This is a genomic window from Gilliamella sp. Pra-s52, assembly GCF_009795805.1.
GTDB lineage: Bacteria > Pseudomonadota > Gammaproteobacteria > Enterobacterales > Orbaceae > Gilliamella.
Window position 1 is genome coordinate 144,072 of sequence record NZ_WTEY01000002.1, and the last position, 20,513, is coordinate 164,584.

The following is a 20,513-nucleotide window of genomic DNA, read 5'->3' on the forward strand; positions in this document are numbered from 1 at the left end:
TCATGTTCAGCACTTTAGGACTAAGTGGATGGTTTACCATTATTATTGGCATTTTCGCCTTAATTTTATTGGTGTTAATTATAAAGTCTCAACTAACGATTAATAATTTACATCAACTGTTTGATCTGCAATTGTTACAAAAAAAGGAAGAAAACCAAACTTTAACAACTCAAGTAAAACAATTAGAGCATGAGTTAGAACTGTATCGACAACAGAATTTGGCACAAAACGTCAAAATTAGCGAACTCAAAACTCGTTTAGAAGAAACATTAAGTGCAACACAAGAACGTCAAACTATACTAGAACAAAGCGAACAACGGCTTACGACTCAATTTGAAAACCTGGCCAATCGTATTTTTGAACACAGTGGTAAAAAGATTGAACAACAAAATAAACAGAGCCTTGATTTTTTACTTTCACCACTTAAAGAGCAGTTAGAAGGTTTCAAAAAACAAGTTCAAGATAGTTTTGGGCAAGAAGCTAAAGAACGCCACACATTAACCCATGAAATTCGTAACTTGCAACAGCTTAATGAACAAATGAGCAAAGAAGCAACCAACCTAACCAATGCATTAAAAGGCAATAACAAAACCCAAGGAAACTGGGGAGAATTCATCTTAAGCCAGATTTTAGATAATTCAGGATTGCGCTCAGGTTATGAATATGAAACTCAAGTCAACTTAACCAACGAAAGCAACCAACGATTACAGCCTGATGTCATTGTTCATTTACCGCAAGGCGGTGACGTGGTTATTGACTCCAAAGTCACCTTAGTCGCCTATGAACGACATTTTAATAGTGATGACGAAACCGTCAAAGCAAAAGCGATGACTGAACATTTAGCTGCGGTCCGTAATCATTTAAAACAGCTTAGTCAAAAAGACTACCATAAACTTATTGGTATTAATTCATTAGACTATATTTTGATGTTTATTCCTGTCGAACCTGCATTTTTAAGTGCAATCGATAATGATCCCGCATTAATCAATGATGCCTTAAAAAGTAACATTATGATAGTCAGCCCAACCACCTTGTTAGTTGCATTACGAACTATCCACAATTTATGGCGCTTTGAGTATCAAAACCGTAACGCCGAACTGATTGCTGATAGAGCAAGCAAACTCTACGACAAAATGCGGGGCTTTGTTGAAGATATGGAAAACCTAGGCAGTTGTTTAGACAAAGCACAACAAACTTATCAAAACTCCATGAATAAATTATCAAAAGGTCGTGGCAACGTTATAGGACAAATTGAACGATTCCGTGAAATGGGTATTGAAGTTAAAAAACCGATTAATCCGGACATCGCCTCACTTTCAATGGAAGAGTCAAATAATAAAAATGATGAGAGTGAATAAATCAATTAGTACATTGCTAATGAGTTAACACGCATTGTACCATTTAACTAGTTGTAAATTATATTTTAGCATTACATTATGATAAATAAGTAAAAGCCTTGATTCACGATTATTTGAAATAAGTGTATACTCATCGAATGTAAAGAGGAATTGAATATGACCAAAAAACAAGACAAGGAACCAAGTTTCGAAGAGACACTTAAGCAACTTGAAACTATCGTAACTCAACTAGAAAATGGTGATCTTCCATTAGATGAAGCACTAAGTGAGTTTGAAAAAGGAATTAAATTAGCAAAAACAGGACAAAAACAGTTACAACAAGCCGAGCAACGCATTCAGATTTTATTATCTGAAAATAGTGACGCCGAACTGTCAGAATTCTTAATTGATGATAATGAATAGTTTAAAACCATTACAACAACGAATTGATTCGTTTTTAACTGCTTGCATGTCGCAAATCGAAGTATCCACACTTCAACAAGCAATGGAGTACAGCTTGCTAGCAGGAGGAAAACGAATACGACCTATTTTGGTCTATTTGACAGGTCAAATGTTCAATTGCTCACTTTCTAAATTAGACGAAGCCGCAGCAGCTATCGAATCTATTCATACTTACTCATTGATTCATGATGACTTACCTGCCATGGATAATGACGATTTACGCCGTGGAAAACCAACTTGCCACATCCAATTTGGTGAAGCTGAAGCAATCCTTGCTGGCGATGCTTTGCAAAGTTTAGCCTTTTCGTTGTTGGCAAAAAGTAAGCTCATTGATGCAGAAGCTAAAATTAATATGATAACCGAGCTTGCTCATGCTAGTGGTGTTGCTGGTATGTGCCTTGGACAATCACTAGATTTACAAGCGACACATCAACAAATCGATATTGAACATTTGCAAAAAATACATTGTTATAAAACTGGAGCATTAATCAAAGCATCCATCCGTCTAGGCGCTTTCGCATGCGGTGAAATTGCAAAACCTTATTACCTAATGCTTGATCAGTACGCCGAAGCAATTGGACTGGCATTTCAAATTCAAGATGATATTTTAGATATCATTGGTGAACAATCAATTATGGGCAAACCGAAAGGATCAGACCTTGCTCATGAAAAGAGCACATATCCTGCATTAGTTGGACTTGATAACGCAATAAAACTCACCGAACAACTTTATCGGCAAGCTATCGATAGTCTAAAACAAATACCTTATAATAGTCAGCCACTACAAGAACTGGCTGGTTTTATTATTAATCGAAATAGCTAACAGCTAATTAAAAAATAACATTACATAATGAATTTAGATAATTATCCTTTGTTAAAACAAATAAACTCGCCCAAGGATTTAAGGCAGTTTCCTCAGTCACAGTTATCGGCTATTTGTCGAGAGCTTAGACAATATTTACTAACGTGCGTTAGTCAATCAAGTGGGCATTTAGCATCGGGATTAGGTGTGGTTGAATTAACCACTGCACTGCATTATGTTTATCACACGCCGTTTGATAAAATCATCTGGGATGTAGGTCACCAAGCTTATCCACACAAAATCTTAACGGGTCGCCGAGATCAGATGCTCACTATCCGCCAAAAAGGTGGTTTACACCCGTTTCCTCACCGTAGTGAGAGCGAATATGACGTGCTTACCACGGGTCATTCTTCAACTTCGATCAGTGCTGCATTAGGGATTGCAATTAGTGAGCAAAAAAAACAATCAGGGCAAAAAGTAGTAGCCATTATTGGTGACGGCGCATTAACAGCAGGAATGGCATTTGAAGCAATGAATCATGCTGGGCATATCAAATCCGACATGTTAGTGATTGTAAATGACAATGATATGTCAATTTCAGCAAATACTGGTGCGCTTAAACAACATCTAGCTCAAATATTAGCAAGTAAAGCTTATACCTCTTTTCGTGAAAGTAGCAAACGTATGCTAGCAAATATTCCACCATTAAAAGAGCTCATAAAAAAAACAGAAGAACACTTAAAAGGTTTAGTCACCCCCGCAATATTATTTGAAGAACTTGGTTTTAATTATATTGGCCCTGTTGATGGGCACGATATTGACGCTTTAGTTGCAACCCTACAAAGGGTTCGACAATTAAAAGGCCCACAACTACTTCATGTTATTACCCAAAAAGGTAAAGGCTATGCGCCTGCTGAAAAAGACCCAACATTATGGCATGGCGTCCCCAAATTCAATCCTAACGATGGAATATTACCTACTACCCAAAAAGTAGCGCCAACTTATTCACAGATTTTTGGCGATTGGCTATGCGAAATAGCGCAAAATGACAAACGTCTAATGGCAATAACGCCAGCAATGAGTGAAGGTTCAGGCATGGTAGAGTTTGCCAATCGTTATCCTGACCAGTTTTTTGATGTTGCGATAGCTGAACAACATGCAGTAACACTTGCCACAGGGTTTGCTATTAGTGATCTAAAACCGGTTGTTGCCATCTATTCAACTTTTTTACAACGTGCTTACGACCAAGTAATACATGATATTGCTATTCAAAACCTACCTGTATTATTTGCCATCGATCGCGCTGGTATTGTAGGTGCCGACGGCGAAACACACCAAGGTGCATTTGACTTAAGTTATTTACGCTGTGTACCCAATATGGTTATCATGACCCCAAGCGATGAAAACGAATGCCGACAAATGCTCTACACAGGCTATTTACATAATGGGCCTGCTGCAGTGCGTTATCCTCGTGGTGAAGGCACTGGTGCACAACTTATGCCATTAACAGCCATTCCATTAGGACAATCTAGATTATGTCGACAAGGGAAAAACATTGCTTTACTAAATTTTGGCACTTTACTTTCAGAAGCTTTACAAGCTGCTGAGCAAATTAATGCTACAGTCATCGATATGCGCTTTGTTAAGCCACTGGATGAAAAAGTCCTTTTGCACATAAGCCAAACTCATAATATACTTGTCACCATTGAAGAAAACAGTATTAAAGGTGGTGCCGGTAGCGGCGTCAATGAATATCTATTATCGAAAAAAATAAAATGTGATATTTTAAATATTGGACTCCCTGATAGGTTTATTCCTCAAGGATCTCAAAGTGAGATAAGACAAGAAATAGGGTTAGATCAAAAACACATTATCGATAAAATTAATAATTTTATGAATCAATAGGTTAAATATGGAAACTCAAGCTGTCACTATTCAAATTTTTGGACGAACATTAAAGTTCAATTGTCCTGTTGATGAAGTCGACGCACTTAATAGTGCCGCAAAAGATTTAGATGCGCGCTTAACAAATTTACGAGAAAAATCGCCTCAGATTAGCAGTGATCAACTTATTATTACTGCAGCACTGAATATTTCTTACGAACTGACAAAAGAAAAACAAAAAAGCAACGAATTTGGCGATCGACTAAAAATGTTACAACAGTTACTTGATTCTGCACTAAATACCAACAATTAACCATTTAAATTGTAAATTTAATACAAATAGTATTGTATGATCTGATAAATTTTGTATCATGATAAACATCTCTGAGATGATCGCGATATGGGTTAGTCCCCTGAGCCGATAATCTTATCTTAGGAACGGAGTGATTTTTAATTGGTGAGTATGCCTTACTTGTAAGGAAACCTAAAAATTAAAACACAATGTTCACCTTGAACCTCGGGTTCAAGGGTTACGACCCTAACGACATCTTGGAGTTTCCTTTCAACCTTTTTCTAAAAGGTAAAAATGGCGTGAACATCAGGCAAATAATTCGTCAAAAAAGACGGCAATTATCCTCCACTGAACGCAATATTGCTCAGCAAACGATATATCAACAAATTTTTCACCATCAAGCCATTAATACCGCAAAAAATATTGCCATATTTTTATCATTTGATGGTGAAGTCGAAACAACCCCCATCATTGAATATTTATGGCAACAAAATAAATCTGTCTATTTACCCATTATTCACCCTTTTGTCTCTACACATTTACTCTTTTTAAAATACACTAGTCAAACCCAACTGATTAAAAATAAATTTGGCATATTTGAACCAAAGTTAAACGTATTAGACGTATTACCTAACAACCAACTTGATATCGTTTTTACACCACTAGTTGCTTTTGATCAACGTGGCTATCGAATGGGGATGGGGGGTGGATTTTATGACCGATTACTAGCAAATTACCAAACAAAAAAAATCTTACCTATTGGGCTTGCTTTTGCTTGTCAAAAGGTACAACATATTGACAACAAACCTTGGGATATCAAACTACCCGAAATTATTTACGCTTAAATTTAATAATAACAAATTAAAATAGCTAAAATTTATAACAAGTAGCAATGTGCAAATAATCTAGATTAATATTTTAGTAATAAAACTGATTTTATTCTTAAGGCTAAATGCATTTTTCGAATATAGAAATAATCGAATATAACTTTATTACTATGCACTACTGTTACCATGTACTACTGTTACGACGTACTACCGTTCTAATTCTAATACATAATATTCAAAAGTAATTGAGTCTTTCATATTTAAAAGCTTTTTTAATATAAAATAAAGGAGTGTTGCAATGTCAGACAAAAAAGTACTAACCACTAATAACGGTGCACCAATAGCCGATAACCAAAACTCCCGAACTGCGGGGCCTCGTGGTCCAGTGTTGTTAGATGATTTTCAACTTATCGAAAAACTCGCCCATTTTAACCGTGAAAATATCCCAGAAAGACGAGTTCACGCCAAAGGATCTGGTGCTCATGGCACCTTTACAGTCACCAATGATATCACCAACTATTCTTATGCCAGCTTATTTGCTAATGTTGGCAAAAAAACACCTGTTTTTGCAAGATTTTCAACTGTTGGCGGAGAGCGTGGTTCATCTGACACAGCGCGAGATCCCCGTGGATTTTCAGTAAAATTTTACACAGATCAAGGCAACTGGGATATCGTCGGCAATAATACCCCTGTTTTTTTTATTCGTGATGCAATCAAATTTCCTGATTTTATTCACACTCAAAAGCGTGATCCTAAAACTAATTTAAAAGATCCACAAATGATGTGGGATTTTTGGTCTTTATCGCCAGAATCGCTTCACCAAGTCACTATTCTATTTTCTGACCGTGGTATTCCTGATGGTTACCGGCATATGCATGGTTATGGTAGCCATACTTATAGCTTAATCAATAAAGATGGCATTCGTACTTGGGTAAAATGGCATTTTAGAACCGAACAAGGTATCCAAAATATTCATCCTAAAAAAGCCGCAGAAATGGATGGCACTAATCCAGATTCAGCACAAGAAGATCTATTTAAAGCCATTGAACGTGGTGACTATCCAAAATGGCGACTTTATATGCAAGTCATGACCGAAGAACAAGCCAATAACCACCCTGAAAACCCGTTTGATGTCACTAAAGTTTGGTCACAAAAACAATATCCATTAATTGAAGTGGGCGTAATGGAATTAAACCGAAACCCTGAAAACTATTTTGCCGAAGTTGAACAAGCAGCTTTTGAACCAAGTAATGTGGTTCTAGGTACGGGCTTATCACCAGATAAAATGCTTCAAGGACGTGTTTTTGCTTATGCTGATGCGCACCGCTATCGTATTGGAACTAATTATCAACAACTACCAATCAATGCGCCAAAATGCCCTGTGCATAATTATCAACGTGATGGCGCAATGCGTTTTTATACTCCTGATAATGCACCTAACTATGAGCCTAATAGCATCGACAGCGCACCAAAACAACAACCACAATATGCCGAACCACCAATGCATGTACCGGCTGGCACAATGGACAAGCATGATCATCGTGTTGATGACGATTATTACTCACAACCACGCGCATTATTTAATTTAATGCAACCAGATCAAAAACAACTGCTTATTGATAATATCGTTGGCTCGATGAAAAACGTAAATCGAGACATTCAAATCAGACAGCTCAAACACTTCTACAAAGTGCATCCCGATTATGGTTCAGGAATTGCCAAAGGATTAGGCATTGATATTGACCTAATAAAAAGTTAGTACACAAAATAGCAATGCCGGCTAACCTAGTCGGCATTTTAGATTGTTAGCTGTAACGACTTATTATAACTATCTATTGTACTTACCGACTAAAAATACACATCAATAATGACAAAAATTCACAGGAAAGCTTTCACCCACTAGGCTACACAGTATTGCCATAGCTTATCATTAAATTAGTCAACCGTTATCAAAATGGTTATATTAAGCAATATAACTGCATACAATAAACAAAAATATTAAATTTATTCTTATTAAAGAATCTATTACAACTAAAAATAATAATGAACAATTCCTTTTGATCGTTTATATTGTACATATACAGTTTTAGATAAGTCAGTTAAAAAGATTGAAGATAAAAAGGACTAACCAATGAAAGCCATTAAACTAGCTGTTATATTATTGTTTAATTGTGCCGGAGGATTGCTAAGTTATCAATGGTGTTATCGCTTTATCAAAAAACAATACCATACACCTGAATATTATTATTTAATATATTACGGATTGTGTTATTTCTGTTTTATTCTTATTTCAATCTTCATTTTAAACAAAATAAAAAAACCATCAAAACTAGTCATTTGCGGTTTACTTATTGGCATTTTAATTAGCCTTATTTTTATGATTATCCCTCAGTTAATTCGATATCCTTATCTATATCATCGTTATTTAATCAATTCGATTGGTATTGATTTTCTGATCTCATCATGGATCACGCTTAATTTTATCATATACCCAGCTATTTTATTGTGCTGTCATTACACGATTTTTGGGATTGAAAAAATATATAAGAAATATGTTTTCAAGCAATAATAAATGTTTCCTGCAAATAAAATATTAGGCAGTATTCACGAAAATGAATTACTTATTTAGCCAATACATTGTGGCGTGAGCGAACGATTAACCACCTGCATAATGCTGACTAAACTTAGCCAGCATTATCATTTTTATAATAGTGCTATTTATAATTTAATTATTTGCTTCAACTCATTCAGTAATCCTGAATAATCAACTTTAGTAAAATCGGTTACATCAACTTCGATCAATTTACCTAAAACAAATTGATCATACTGTCGTGTTTGGCAAACTTGATAAAATTGTTCCTTAGTAATTAAATCATCAGCAAGATTTCGATTTTCTAACGTATCGCCATAATGATAATGTTGCATAATATGGCATAAATGGCGCTCAGGTGAACGATCACGCAAGTAACGACGTTGCCATATCACATCAAAATCAGCAACTAAGCGAATGGTTATCACTTGATAATGATATTGTTCAGCAAATTCACTCAGTTGCTTTTTTTGTTTATCACTAAATGGGTATTCAGAAATAATCACTCTTTTACCTGCATCCATATACAGTTGTAAAACACCATAATAAAACGGCCAAACTTTGTGTTCTAACGCTTCTTTTTCGGTTTTACAATTAAAGCCAATAGACTCAGCATATAAAATTTTAGCTTCATCGGGGGTTATAACAAAGCTATCTTTAAATTGCTGTTGCAATTGATTAACTAAATAGGTTTTTCCTGTACATGGACAACCTGCCAGTAAAATTAAATATTTCTGCATACTTACGTACCTTAATTAATTCGGCTACTAACATTAAGAAACAAACTCATCTTATGTTTGACAATTTCTTTAACAGCCTGATTGGCTGGAATAATATTATGTCTTAACGATTTATTCACTTCGGTATCAGCAAATCTTTCTTTAGCAACTTTCGTCCAATTGACTAATAGTTCAGTACCTACATTAAATTTACGAATACCGTTATTAATCAGCTCAGGATAATCTTCTTCTTTAACGCCTGTACCGCCATGAATCACCAGTGGAATATCTACCATAGCGTGAATCTCTTTCAATAAAGGAATATTTACCTCTGTTTTTGATTTAAACTGCCCATGATTAGTACCAATGGCAACAGCTAATGCATCAATACCCGTTGCTTTAACAAACTCTAAAGCATCATTTGGTTTGGTATAGATTCGATCGTTAGGATCAACATGAATACCCTCTTCAGTTCCACCAATTGTACCCAACTCACCTTCAACCGATACGCCACGCGCATGTGCATACTCAACTACCGCACGGGTTTTTAAAATATTTTCTTTAAATGGTAAAGAAGAACCATCAAACATCACCGAGGTAAAACCACTATCGATCGCTTCTTTAATATCATCAAAACTTTTTGCATGATCTAAGTGCAATACAGCATCAACAATCTCTTCATCGGCAATAGCTTTTACCGCATTAACCAGTACTTTAAAACCAATATAACGTGCAGTATCAACGCTAGTTTGTATAATAATTGGCGCACCAACTTCTTTCGCTGCACGTAGCATATCGGGCAACATCTCTAAATTATGCGTGTTGAACGCACCCACGGTAAAATTGAGTTTTTGAGCTAATAATGTGACATCTTTTAGTGTGGTATACATAATAATTTCCTTTAATCTCGTTGAACTGTAACTTGTTTGGCAATGTTGCGCATTGAATCCATCTTATTCATCCAAAAATCAATATCGTCTATTGAACCATGTTGTGCTGCATCGGCACGTTTATGGTTGTACAAATTCATTAATGCTTTATACCCCTCCCCAATTGATTTTTTATGTTGTAAACTCTTTTCTAAATATTCAATCGCAACGTCAACATGATCTAATTGGCAATAAAGTAATCCTGTTTTTTCATATAATGTGGCTAAAGTTACCGCATCCTTTGTATAATCAATCTGTTGCAACAATTGACTAATTGATTGCTCAATTTGGTCTATTTGTGATGATGTCAGACTGACTTTTATTTCTGGTTTATTTTTTGATTCTATTTTAGGGTGAATTTTTTTAAAAAAACTAAACATATCAATCTCCTAAACTAAAAATTCTTTAATAACGGACTTAAAATCCACGCATAGAGCAATGCCGCCGTAACCGTATCAACATCGGTGGCTGTTGCATTAATAAAGCCCATTTGATTAAAGATAGTCACGAGTAATGCTGGTAACAAAGTAATAAAGAATCCGTGTGCGATCCCACCAATGAGAGCCCCACGACGCCCGCCTACCGCATTACCAAATATGCCAGCGGTACCGCCTGCAAAAAAATTAGTTAACATGCCTGGTAAAATCATGGCTAATCCAAAAACTGGCAAGGTCAACATCGCAATCACCGTACCAATTGACGTGGTAATAAAACCTAAAATTACCGCATTAGGGCTATAAGGGAAAAATACAGGGCAATCAAGCGCTGGTATGGCATTAGGTACAACTTTCATTGCAATACCTCTAAATGCAGGCACAATTTCGCCGAGCAATAACCTAACACCAGCTAATAACACATAGATCCCTACAACAAAAATAATCGCTTGTGTAAAGGCATAAATCACATAATTTTGGCTACCAGACAATGTCGAGGCATACTCCTCGCCGGCAAAAAGAACAGTAATGATATAAAGCGGTATCATAACTACCATGACTGATAAATAAGTATCTTGCAAAAATTCAAATGATTTAGGTAATTTCATCTCTTCAATCGAACGTTTGTTTTCACCTCGTTCGCCGACCACATAGGCAACACCTGCCTCAAATAAGTAACCGATTGTACAAAAATGGCCAAGAGCTATATCATTAGATCCCGTCACTCTACGGATAATCGGCTGTGCAATAGCGGGCATAAATACCGCAAAAAGTGCACCAACCAAACCGCCGACTACAATTAACACGACTCCAGAAAGTCCAGCAAAACTACCAAATACCGTGGTCATGGTTGCCATCCAAAGAATTGCCTGACCAGTTAAAAAGATATATTTCCAGCGTGTAAAACGAGCAATAAGAATATTAAAAATAAAGATCATCAAAAAAGTAAGAGCAATATCACGGCCTAAGCCTAACTGATTCATTGCTTGCCCGTTAATCGCTTCAATAGAAGGAATAATCCCTTGCATATTAAAACCAGCAGTAAAAATATGACCAAAATAGGTCAAACTGCCCACAATAATACTTGACCCTGCATTAAGCACTTGAAAGCCCAATAATGTTTTAAGCGATCCTGAAATAATTTGTCCGACTGATTTACGTTGTAAAATCAACCCAAACATAGCAATTAAGCTAATGGTTATTGAGGCTTGAGTTAAAATATTATCAATAATAAAGTTAATTACGCTCATAATATTCTCCTATTTTGCAATTTAAAGTAGTCCCTTTTGTTGCAACACTGGGGTTAACTTTTCATCAATTTCGGCTTTTGAAACAATATTTTTAAGGTAGACAATTGAGGTCTGTTCACTAATATTGAATTTAGCAAATTGAGGGCGAAAATTTTCAGCCGTGATGATAATATCGGCGTTCATTGCCGCGGCAGATGAAATATCAGTATGATCTAATTTAGCCTCAATACCTTTAGTTTTTAGTACATCTTCGGTTGCCATTTGTGCAGCAAAACTACTGCCTAGCCCCGCACCACAAACAAATAAAATTTTTAAATTACTCATTTTCAATCCTCCTACAATTTAATGGTTTAATCTAAATTCGGTTCATTAAATAAAATGGTTTTAAATTGCTGTACAGAATCACACATCGTTAAGCATTCAAGTTTTTGTTCATCATTAATTAATTCAATCAAACTACGCATAATATTGAGATGAGAAAACGAATCGATAGCGGCTAAACAAAATATGATTTTCACAGGTCCCATTTCATAATTACCAAAATCAACGGGGTGTCGCATGGTGAGCACACTCACTCCTAATTGATTTACGCCATCTTCAGGGCGAGCGTGTGCCAAAGCTAAATATTTGCCTATGACTATGTAAGGGCCATATTGTTCGACCGAGGTAATCATGGCTTCAATATAGGATGGTAAAATAAATTGTTTTTTTAATAATGGTTCAGCAGCAATTTTGATCGCTTGTTGCCAATCAGAACAATCTTGCTGCAAGATAATGTCATTATCGGTAAGAATATCTTTCAACATAGGCTGGATTTTCCTTTTATTAATTTTAAGATTATTGATTGCTAAACACTTTTCAAGTTGGTTATAGATAGGAGCAGACACAATACCGCCACTTTGTTGAATCAAATCAACCAGTGAATAGAAAAGATCGGTCGCATCAACCAAATGATTTACAACGCGTTGATTAGCACTGTGCTTAGCTAAAAAATCAGTGATAATAGGATGATTTTTCTCTTTTAAAATGGGTTCTAACACCAATACAGGGTGAGCTAAGTGCTGCAATGGAAAGGTGGAAAAAATTAAGTCAAAATCGAGTTGAGCTAATAAATTCTGATCATTACGTCCCAAAATGGCTAGCACATCAATATTAAAAAACTCTTTAAGTGTTTCTGCTAATAAGTTAGAGGTTGCTATACCATGGTCACAAAAGACCACCGCTTTAAAATAGTAACTTCGCTCTTGATTAATTGCGCTCGCAAAGGTAGAAAAATGAATAGTTAAAAAAGCAATTTCATCATCAGATACTTTATGACTTAAGGTATTTTCAAGTTGTTGCATAAACATCGCAATAACTGAATAAATTTCACCATAGTTTTGTTTGATATTATCAAGTAAAGGATTAACAATATGAATATTATTACTCACTCGGGCAATAAGCCCTGCTAAATGTTTACATAAATTTTCGTACAATTGCTCTTGTTTGGTTGAAAAAGGAATTTGCGTTTTTTCTTCTACATAATTAACTAGCTTAATGGCTAATAACTGCGCATTTACCCATTCTACATAGTTATTAATATCCTTGGTATTAAACGCTTCTAACATATAAATAATATATTGTTGCTCTTGCCTGCTGACCTGCAAAGCAATCTGTTGACAAGTTAAATGAATAAACCTCGCTATTTCTCCCAAATCATTATTATTAAAATCAGTTCTTATCATGGTAAGGTGATGTTGCTGTTGATTTCGAATTACCCAAATAGCAGTAAAAACAACCAATTGCTGAACATAAATTTCATCATGAATCTGACTAAGTGTTTGATGAGCAAGTCGTAATAGACTATCTATTAATTCTTGAGGAATATAATTGAACAGTAACTGCTGTATCAAACTCATCTCATTTAGTGGTTTATCTAATTCAAGATTTCCCAAAAACTGATTAATGGCTTCATACATCATTAAACGAATAGAACGCTCCAACCCCACGAACTGCATACCTTGTTTTGGCTGGCTAATTAATTCAATATCATATTTTTTAAGTCGTGCTTTAAGTTTTCTAACATCTTCATCTAAAACACTTTTTGATACAAAATATACATCTTCTTTATGGCTTAAAATGGTAGGAGAAGCAGAAAAAGCGATAGACAATAACAAATCAAACTGGCGTTCATCTTTACTTAAAATCGATGAGATTGGTATCCCCAATAATGCATTATAAATTAACTGTTTTTCATCTTGTGACGCATTTATTATAAAACCTTTACTACGTATTGTTGAAATTAAAGGAAACTGTCTTTGCGATAAAAACGCATTAATTTCTTGGATTTCATTGCGAATGGTTCGTACACTAATTTGAAATTCATCCGATAGCATTTCAGAGGTGATTGGATAGTCGATTGAAATAAATTTTTTAAATAACTCAATGGTTCTTGTTCGCATAAACTTATTCACCTATTTACTTCATAAATTAAGTATAAGTGAGATAAATTTGCTTACCTAGTTGGTATTTTTGCCAATAAAACTTGCAAAAATTACTAACAAAAAAGGAAAGGGAGATTGAAAGTAGATAACATTACGTCCAAAATAAAATATAACCTATTGATTATAATTAATTTTAAAAAATCAACTAAATTTAACCTACCTACTTTACAAATTAGCGAACTCTATAAAAACCACTTTGCAAACCCTTTTTTATTGTGTATCTTTCCCATCTAAAAGTGATCAACAGACCTAATAAGATTTATAGCATAAGGAAAAGAAATTATGTCAATCAAAGAAAATAAAATGGCTATACAAAAATTTTTAGAATTTATTAATACAGGGAATGTTGAGTTATCTAAAGAAATAATATCAGAAGATGCCATATTTTATGCACCAACAAGCCCAGAACCATTGAAAGGACCTTCAGGCTATATGTGTGTACTAAATATGATGCGAAGCGCTTTCCCTGATATTCAATGGAAACTAGATGAAGTTGTTGCAGAACAAAATATTGTTGCAACTCGCTTTACACTAAACGGCACGCATAAAGGTCATTTTTTTGGAATTGAACCATCAGGAAAGAAAATTGAAGTAACTGCCATGAATTTTTATTATTTTTCACATGGCAAAATTATCAAAGAATATGGACAACCTGATATATTTGGATTACTAAAACAAATAGGTGCAATAAATTAGTAGTTCACCACTATTTAAATAAAACCATTCTGCTGGTGACAATTCATTTTGTCACCAGTTAATATCAAATTTTCGTACTTGAATACCCTGAATGATTGAAATTACATCCTGATAGCTACTTTTTGCCGAACAATCTCAAACAAACACACACCTGTTGCCACCGACACATTAAGCGATGACACAATGCCCGCCATTGGGATGCTAACCAACTCATCGCAGTGTTCTTTAGTTAAACGGCGCATACCTTCACCTTCAGCTCCCATTACCAAAGCAAGTGACGTTGCAGTTGATGTTTTATAAAAATCGGTTTGATAAAGCGTACGCTCAGCTTCACCAGCGGTGCCCACAATCCAAACTTGATACTCGTCTTGCAACATACGCATAGTACGCGCCAAATTGGTCACTCTAACTACAGGTACGCTTTCAGCTGCACCACAGGCAACTTTTTGTGCGGTCGAATTCAGCGGTGCGGAGCGATCTTTTGGCACAATAATAAAATCAACCCCAGCGGCATCAGCAGTACGAATACAAGCACCTAAATTGTGCGGATCGGTCACGCCATCTAAAATTAAAATAACGGGGCTTGGTTGCTGTTCCATTAATAGCGGAATATCGTTTTCTTGATAACCTCGGTTTGGTTTTACCATGGCTAAAATACCTTGGTGTACGCCGTTTTTTGACTTTTCATCTAACCATTGACGATTAGCTATTTTTACAGGCAAGCCAAGCTGCTCTAATTGGCGCACAACAGCAAGAAGGCGTTTATCTTCACGCCCTTTAATAATAAATACTTCAATGATTCTTTCTGGCGAACGTGTTAATAATGCTTCAATGGCATGCAGGCCATAAACTGTTTCACTCATTTATTTGTTACTCTTTTATCTTATTAACTATTTGGTTTTATTGGTTGATTTTGATTTACTACGTTTTTTACTTTTAGCTTTCACTTCAACTTTAGCCGTTGATTTCATGCTTGATTTAGCGCTCGATTTTGCCTTTTTTGGGGTACTTGATTTAGTACTTGGCTTAGTATTTGGTTTCGTACTACTTTTTTTACTGGTTGATTTTTTGTCTTTTCGCTTAACGGGTAAGTCAGCTTGTTGAGCGTTTTGGGCTTGTTTAGACTTATCTTTTACCGTTTTACCTTGACGTTTTGGCTTATTATTACTACCCACTAACGAAAAATCAATTTTACGCTCTTCTGGATTGACGTTATCGACTTTAACTTGCACTTTATCGCCCAAACGATAAGTAAAGCGAGTATTTTCACCAATTAAACGATTGCGTGAACCATCAAACGTATAATAATCATTTTCTAGCGATGACACATGCACTAAGCCATCAATAAATAGATCATCTAACCGCACAAAGAAACCAAAATTCACCACGCTCGAAATCGTACCGTTAAAAACCTCGCCGACATGATCTTGCATATAATCACATTTAAGCCAATCAACTACATCACGCACCGCTTCGTCCGCACGTCGTTCGGTCATGGAACAGTGCTCACCAAAATAGAGCATTTCGCTGGTAGTATAACGGTAGCCACCTGTTTTACTGGTCTTTTGTTGTTCATCCGCTAAAATCCATTTAATCGCACGATGCAAAAGCAAATCAGGATAACGACGAATTGGCGAAGTAAAATGTCCATATTCCTCAAGTGCTAAACCAAAATGTCCGCGGTTTTCAGGATCATAAATAGCCTGCTTCATGGAACGCAAAATAACCGTTTGCAGCATATCATGATCAGGACGCGTTTCAACCACCGTCATTAATTCGGCGATATCTTTAGGTTTAGGATTAGCGCCTCCACCAAGCGACAACCCAAGTTCACTTAAAATACTACGCAAATTATTAATGCGATCTTCATCAGGCCTGTCATGCACACGGAATAATGAAGGAATATCCGCTTTAATCACTAATTTTGCCGCAGCCACATTGGCTAAAATCATGCACTCCTCAATGATTTTATGCGCCACATTACGTTGTGCTAGTTCGACACTTTCAATACGCTTATCAGCATTAAAGATAAATTTAGGCTCTTCTGACTCAAACCCTATCGCCCCACGAGCAACCCGTGCTTTATCAAGCACATTATAAAGCCCGTAAAGGTTCTCAAGATGAGGAACCAAGTCACGGTAATGTTCGCGAAGTTCTTCATCTCCCTCCAAAATCTTCGCCACTTTGGTATACGTTAACCGAGCATGCGAATTCATCACCGCTTCGTAAAACTCATACCCCGTCAACCGCCCACGATTAGACACCGTCATTTCACAAACCAAACACAAGCGATCCACTTGCGGATTTAACGAACACAGTCCATTAGATAAAACTTCAGGAAGCATAGGCACCACACGCGATGGAAAGTAAACCGACGTACCACGCAAACAAGCCTCTTTATCTAACGCTTTGCCGGGCCTAACATAATAACTCACATCCGCAATCGCCACCCACAACCGATAGCCACCGCCACGGTTTTTTTGACAATAAACCGCATCATCAAAATCACGAGCATCTTCGCCATCAATAGTCACTAATGGCAAATTTCGTAAATCTTTACGACCGTTTTTGGCGCTTTCGGGAACTTGATCAGTAAATTTGCTGGCCTCGGCTTCAACCTCGTTAGGTAGTTCATAAGGGATTTCGTGATTACGCAAAGCAATATCAATGGCTAAATTTGTGCCCATCATTTCGCCAAGCACTTCCTTAATCACACCCACCGCTTTTTGGCGACGCTCTGGTCGTTGTTGTAACTCAACCACCACAACAGCCCCCATGCGTACGGTGCGATCGGGTTTACCCGTTATTAAAATATCAAAGTTCAAACGGCTATCATCAGGCACCACAAAACCAACGCCTTGCTCGATAAAATAACGACCAACAATTTGATTACTACGAGGCTCTAAAATTCGCACTACCCTAGCTTCGGTTTTACCACGGTATTGCGTACCGATAGGTTGGGCTAAAATCACATCTCCCTGTAAGACTTTCTTCATCTGTTCTGGTGCTAAAAAATAGTCCTCAGGATTACCCTCTACCCGCAAAAAACCAAAACCATCACGGTGGGCAATAACCTTACCTTTAACCATGTCGAACTTTTCTGGCAGGGCATAACACTTACGACGCGTAAACACCACTTGACCGTCACGCTCCATCGCACGCAAACGACGGTGCAATGCCACTTTTTGCTCATCATTTTTAATGTCGACAGCTTGAGCAATTTTTTCTAAACTGGCAGGCTTTGCTTCTTGTTTAAGGTAATCTAAAATAAGCTCTCGACTGGCAATTGGGGAATCATACTTCTCGGCTTCGCGGTCAAAAAATGGGTCTTTTATCATAAAGGAATATCCTGTGACTAATATTAGTGCTAGCATAACATAGAGTGGTATAAGTTAACATCAACATTCTATTTAATAAACAAGAATCAATTGATTATTAGCTTAGTTTTAAAAGAATAGTTCAGTATCTGAGTTATAGTAAAAATAATTAAAATAATAACAGTTAAAAATAAGGAAATAAAAAAATGGAAAAAACCCTACCATCAGTATTAAAAATAGTGCATTGGAGTTTAATTATACTACCGGGGTTGTTAGGAGCAAGTTTGTTCGATTACTCAGCAAACAGTTGCTTTGAATTAATACATAAAAATATTATTTTAATTTCTCTTTTGTTAATTATTTCTGTATTAATGATATTTTTCTCATTAAATCTATATCATGAAGACGTATGTAATTTTCTTACTTCATCAATAATGATCACCGTAGCAACATCCTATATTGCAATTTTATCACCGCCTGTTGCTTATTTTGTTAGGGGGTATGGTTTTTATAATTTAATGGCTTTTGGACTTTTTATAATTATAAATATGCTACCAGCTATTTTAACATCGATGTCAATGTAGTTTGTTTTTTGGAAAAAAACCGCGCAAAAAAACTTCAATAAAATCAATACCTTTCCTGACCGATTTTTTTATCAAAATGATGATTTTTTTGTTGGTGCATAGAATAAATTAAGTGCTGTGGTTTCGGACGTTTTGACTTTTTGTGAATAAAATAGCTGTTGTGAACACGTCCGAGTCAGGGAATTAAAGCGAATTCCCTGACAACCCACGCTTTGGCGTCAGAATGTGGCCTTCGGCACTACTCGTATCATCCTGATACTCGCCTCTACGAGGCCACCTTCGCTGTGCTCAGATGTTCAAATTTGTTCCAGACAAATTTGTCCGACGTCGCTCGGTCTTAACGCACCGTTTGTGCGATTACTCGTATCATCCTGATACTCGCCTCTGCGAGGCCACCTTCGCTGTGCTCAGGTGTTCAAATTTGTTCCAGACAAATTTGTCAAGCGCGCCACAAACTCGCCAAACGTCCTGTTTGGCGTGCTAACCTCACTCTGTTGTCGGCGCATTCTGACGCCGGAATAAGGCAGATAGCATAGCCGATTGTTTTTATAATTATATGATTAATTTTGTTTTTTTAATTACCGCCTATACGGCGTTAAGGTTTATTATAAAAAGTTGGTTGATTTAGTAAATTTTCTAAACCGCCTATACGGCGTTAAGGCAGAAAAAGTTGCGCTTGCATGTTTACATTGTTTTCTAAACCGCCTATACGGCGTTAAGGGAGAACTCAAGATTTGATAAATCTTGTTATATAAAGATAAACAACAATTTTGACTTTGAAAACCCTTTTTTTAAGCTGTTTTATAATGTTTTGATTTTATTGAATTTTAAATTATTGTAAAAAAAAGGGTTTGTAGAGGTTTATATTCAAAAAAACGGACAGAAAAAACTTTAATAAAATCAATACCTTTCCTGACCAATTTTTTGATAAGAAGTAATTGATTAGCTATTGTTAGTCTGTTTTTATTCTAAAGGCCGAAGGTTAGTATTGATTCAGTCATTTATGCCGTTAAATGTTGTTTCTATTTTTGCATAGCCGTTATTTTATAATTTCGTGGTATACTAGCGCTTTATTTTTTAACCATAGAGAGTTTATTTTGCAGCAGTCGTTACAAGATTTTATTATTGATAAGATTGATGATCTAAAAGGCAAAGATATTGTTACCCTTGATGTTCGTGGTAAGTCGAGCATTACTGATTATATGATTATTTGTACGGGCACTTCAAACCGTCATGTTTCGTCTATTGCCAATCATTTACTTGATGAAGCTAAAAAACAAGGGCATTTAGTATTAGGTAGTGAAGGGAAAACTGATGCTGATTGGGTTGTGGTTGATATGGATTCGGTGATTGTGCATATTATGCAAGAAGAGAGCCGTCAGCTTTACGAACTGGAAAAACTTTGGAGTTAATGGCGTGAAAATTCAGCTTATTGCTGTTGGCACTAAAATGCCAAGTTGGGTTACAACAGCTTTTGATGATTATTGTGCTCGCTTTCCTAAAGATATGCCGTTAGAGCTTGTTGAGATCCCTGCCGGTAAGCGTACTAAAAATGCCGATATTGTACGCATTTTAGATAAAGAAGGTGAATTGATGTTAAGTGCCTGCGGTAAAAGTAATCGTATTGTGACACTCGATATTCCCGGTAAACCTTATACAACCCATAATTTAGCTGAACAATTAGAACGTTGGAAAGCCGACGGGCGAGATGTGAGTTTGTTGATTGGTGGCCCTGAGGGGTTATCGCCTGCTTGTAAAGCAGCAGCTGAGCAGAGTTGGTCGCTGTCCCCGCTTACGCTTCCTCACCCTTTAGTGCGCGTGATTGTGGCCGAGAGCCTTTATCGTGCATGGAGTTTAACGACTAATCACCCTTATCATCGTGAATAATAATAACCTAAGGTAATCAA

Annotated in this window: 19 protein-coding genes and 1 other RNA gene; 12 read left to right on the forward strand and 8 right to left on the reverse strand. The window is 36.3% G+C overall.

Annotated features, from left to right (window positions below; all coding sequences use genetic code 11):
* Window positions 1–2 precede the first annotated feature (2 nt).
* The 8 genes from rmuC (at window position 3) to GQ594_RS02825 (ending at window position 7,363) form a co-directional block, all read left to right on the forward strand.
* The gene (rmuC, locus tag GQ594_RS02790) at window positions 3–1,358 is read left to right on the forward strand and encodes a DNA recombination protein RmuC (RefSeq protein ID WP_160400429.1); all 1,356 of its coding nucleotides are present in this window, start codon (window positions 3–5) and stop codon (window positions 1,356–1,358) included.
* A gap of 156 nt (window positions 1,359–1,514) precedes the next feature.
* Window positions 1,515–1,760 carry an exodeoxyribonuclease VII small subunit gene (gene xseB, locus GQ594_RS02795; RefSeq protein ID WP_160400428.1) on the forward strand — a complete coding sequence of 82 codons (246 nt, stop codon included), beginning with the start codon at window positions 1,515–1,517 and terminating at the stop codon, window positions 1,758–1,760.
* The gene (gene ispA, locus GQ594_RS02800; protein ID WP_160411361.1) at window positions 1,747–2,622 is read left to right on the forward strand and encodes a (2E,6E)-farnesyl diphosphate synthase; all 876 of its coding nucleotides are present in this window, start codon (window positions 1,747–1,749) and stop codon (window positions 2,620–2,622) included. Before xseB ends, ispA begins: the two co-directional genes overlap by 14 nt.
* Before the next feature lie 27 nt (window positions 2,623–2,649).
* Complete coding sequence (dxs, locus tag GQ594_RS02805) at window positions 2,650–4,506, forward strand: 1-deoxy-D-xylulose-5-phosphate synthase (RefSeq protein WP_160411362.1); 1,857 nt, start codon at window positions 2,650–2,652, stop codon at window positions 4,504–4,506.
* A gap of 7 nt (window positions 4,507–4,513) precedes the next feature.
* On the forward strand, window positions 4,514–4,798 hold the full coding sequence (zapA, locus tag GQ594_RS02810; protein WP_160400425.1) for a cell division protein ZapA: 285 nt from the start codon (window positions 4,514–4,516) through the stop codon (window positions 4,796–4,798).
* Window positions 4,799–4,863: 65 nt separating this feature from the next.
* A non-coding RNA gene (gene ssrS, locus GQ594_RS02815) (6S RNA) lies at window positions 4,864–5,045 on the forward strand.
* Between the two features lie 31 nt (window positions 5,046–5,076).
* Window positions 5,077–5,622, forward strand: coding sequence for a 5-formyltetrahydrofolate cyclo-ligase (locus GQ594_RS02820; RefSeq protein ID WP_160400424.1), 546 nt, complete (start codon window positions 5,077–5,079; stop codon window positions 5,620–5,622).
* Between the two features lie 280 nt (window positions 5,623–5,902).
* Window positions 5,903–7,363, forward strand: coding sequence for a catalase (locus tag GQ594_RS02825; RefSeq protein WP_160411363.1), 1,461 nt, complete (start codon window positions 5,903–5,905; stop codon window positions 7,361–7,363).
* 959 nt (window positions 7,364–8,322) lie between these two features.
* On the opposite strand, the gene GQ594_RS02830 is transcribed toward GQ594_RS02825, so the two are convergent.
* The 6 genes from GQ594_RS02830 to GQ594_RS02855 are packed head-to-tail and all read right to left on the reverse strand — an operon-like array spanning window position 8,323 to window position 13,967.
* Window positions 8,323–8,934: an AAA family ATPase gene (locus GQ594_RS02830; RefSeq protein WP_160411364.1), complete on the reverse strand. Its 612-nt coding sequence runs from the start codon at window positions 8,932–8,934 to the stop codon at window positions 8,323–8,325.
* Between the two features lie 11 nt (window positions 8,935–8,945).
* On the reverse strand, window positions 8,946–9,803 hold the full coding sequence (locus GQ594_RS02835) for a class II fructose-bisphosphate aldolase (protein ID WP_160411365.1): 858 nt from the start codon (window positions 9,801–9,803) through the stop codon (window positions 8,946–8,948).
* 11 nt (window positions 9,804–9,814) lie between these two features.
* Window positions 9,815–10,222 (reverse strand): DNA replication initiation control protein YabA, encoded by a 408-nt coding sequence (locus GQ594_RS02840; protein WP_160411366.1) that lies wholly within the window; start codon window positions 10,220–10,222, stop codon window positions 9,815–9,817.
* A gap of 14 nt (window positions 10,223–10,236) precedes the next feature.
* The gene (locus tag GQ594_RS02845; protein WP_160411367.1) at window positions 10,237–11,526 is read right to left on the reverse strand and encodes a PTS sugar transporter subunit IIC; all 1,290 of its coding nucleotides are present in this window, start codon (window positions 11,524–11,526) and stop codon (window positions 10,237–10,239) included.
* Window positions 11,527–11,547: 21 nt separating this feature from the next.
* Window positions 11,548–11,850 (reverse strand): PTS sugar transporter subunit IIB, encoded by a 303-nt coding sequence (locus GQ594_RS02850; protein ID WP_160411368.1) that lies wholly within the window; start codon window positions 11,848–11,850, stop codon window positions 11,548–11,550.
* A gap of 26 nt (window positions 11,851–11,876) precedes the next feature.
* Window positions 11,877–13,967, reverse strand: a complete 2,091-nt coding sequence (locus GQ594_RS02855) for a BglG family transcription antiterminator (RefSeq protein ID WP_160411369.1) — start codon at window positions 13,965–13,967, stop codon at window positions 11,877–11,879.
* 324 nt (window positions 13,968–14,291) lie between these two features.
* Here GQ594_RS02855 and GQ594_RS02860 point away from each other — a divergent pair, with 324 nt between their 5' ends.
* Entirely contained in the window at window positions 14,292–14,705 is a 414-nt protein-coding gene (locus GQ594_RS02860; RefSeq protein ID WP_160411370.1) for an ester cyclase, read from the forward strand.
* Window positions 14,706–14,806: 101 nt separating this feature from the next.
* On the opposite strand, the gene rlmB is transcribed toward GQ594_RS02860, so the two are convergent.
* Window positions 14,807–15,568 (reverse strand): 23S rRNA (guanosine(2251)-2'-O)-methyltransferase RlmB, encoded by a 762-nt coding sequence (rlmB, locus tag GQ594_RS02865; protein WP_160411371.1) that lies wholly within the window; start codon window positions 15,566–15,568, stop codon window positions 14,807–14,809.
* 27 nt (window positions 15,569–15,595) lie between these two features.
* Window positions 15,596–18,043: a ribonuclease R gene (gene rnr / locus GQ594_RS02870; protein WP_160411372.1), complete on the reverse strand. Its 2,448-nt coding sequence runs from the start codon at window positions 18,041–18,043 to the stop codon at window positions 15,596–15,598.
* A gap of 185 nt (window positions 18,044–18,228) precedes the next feature.
* Here rnr and GQ594_RS02875 point away from each other — a divergent pair, with 185 nt between their 5' ends.
* The 3 genes from GQ594_RS02875 to rlmH all read left to right on the forward strand — a co-directional run bounded on the left by GQ594_RS02875 (window position 18,229) and on the right by rlmH (window position 20,493).
* Window positions 18,229–18,606, forward strand: coding sequence for a hypothetical protein (locus tag GQ594_RS02875; protein ID WP_160411373.1), 378 nt, complete (start codon window positions 18,229–18,231; stop codon window positions 18,604–18,606).
* A 1,094-nt stretch (window positions 18,607–19,700) separates the two neighbouring features.
* Entirely contained in the window at window positions 19,701–20,018 is a 318-nt protein-coding gene (rsfS, locus tag GQ594_RS02880) for a ribosome silencing factor (protein WP_091346127.1), read from the forward strand.
* Between the two features lie 4 nt (window positions 20,019–20,022).
* Entirely contained in the window at window positions 20,023–20,493 is a 471-nt protein-coding gene (rlmH, locus tag GQ594_RS02885) for a 23S rRNA (pseudouridine(1915)-N(3))-methyltransferase RlmH (protein ID WP_160400135.1), read from the forward strand.
* The last annotated feature ends 20 nt before the right edge of the window (window positions 20,494–20,513 follow it).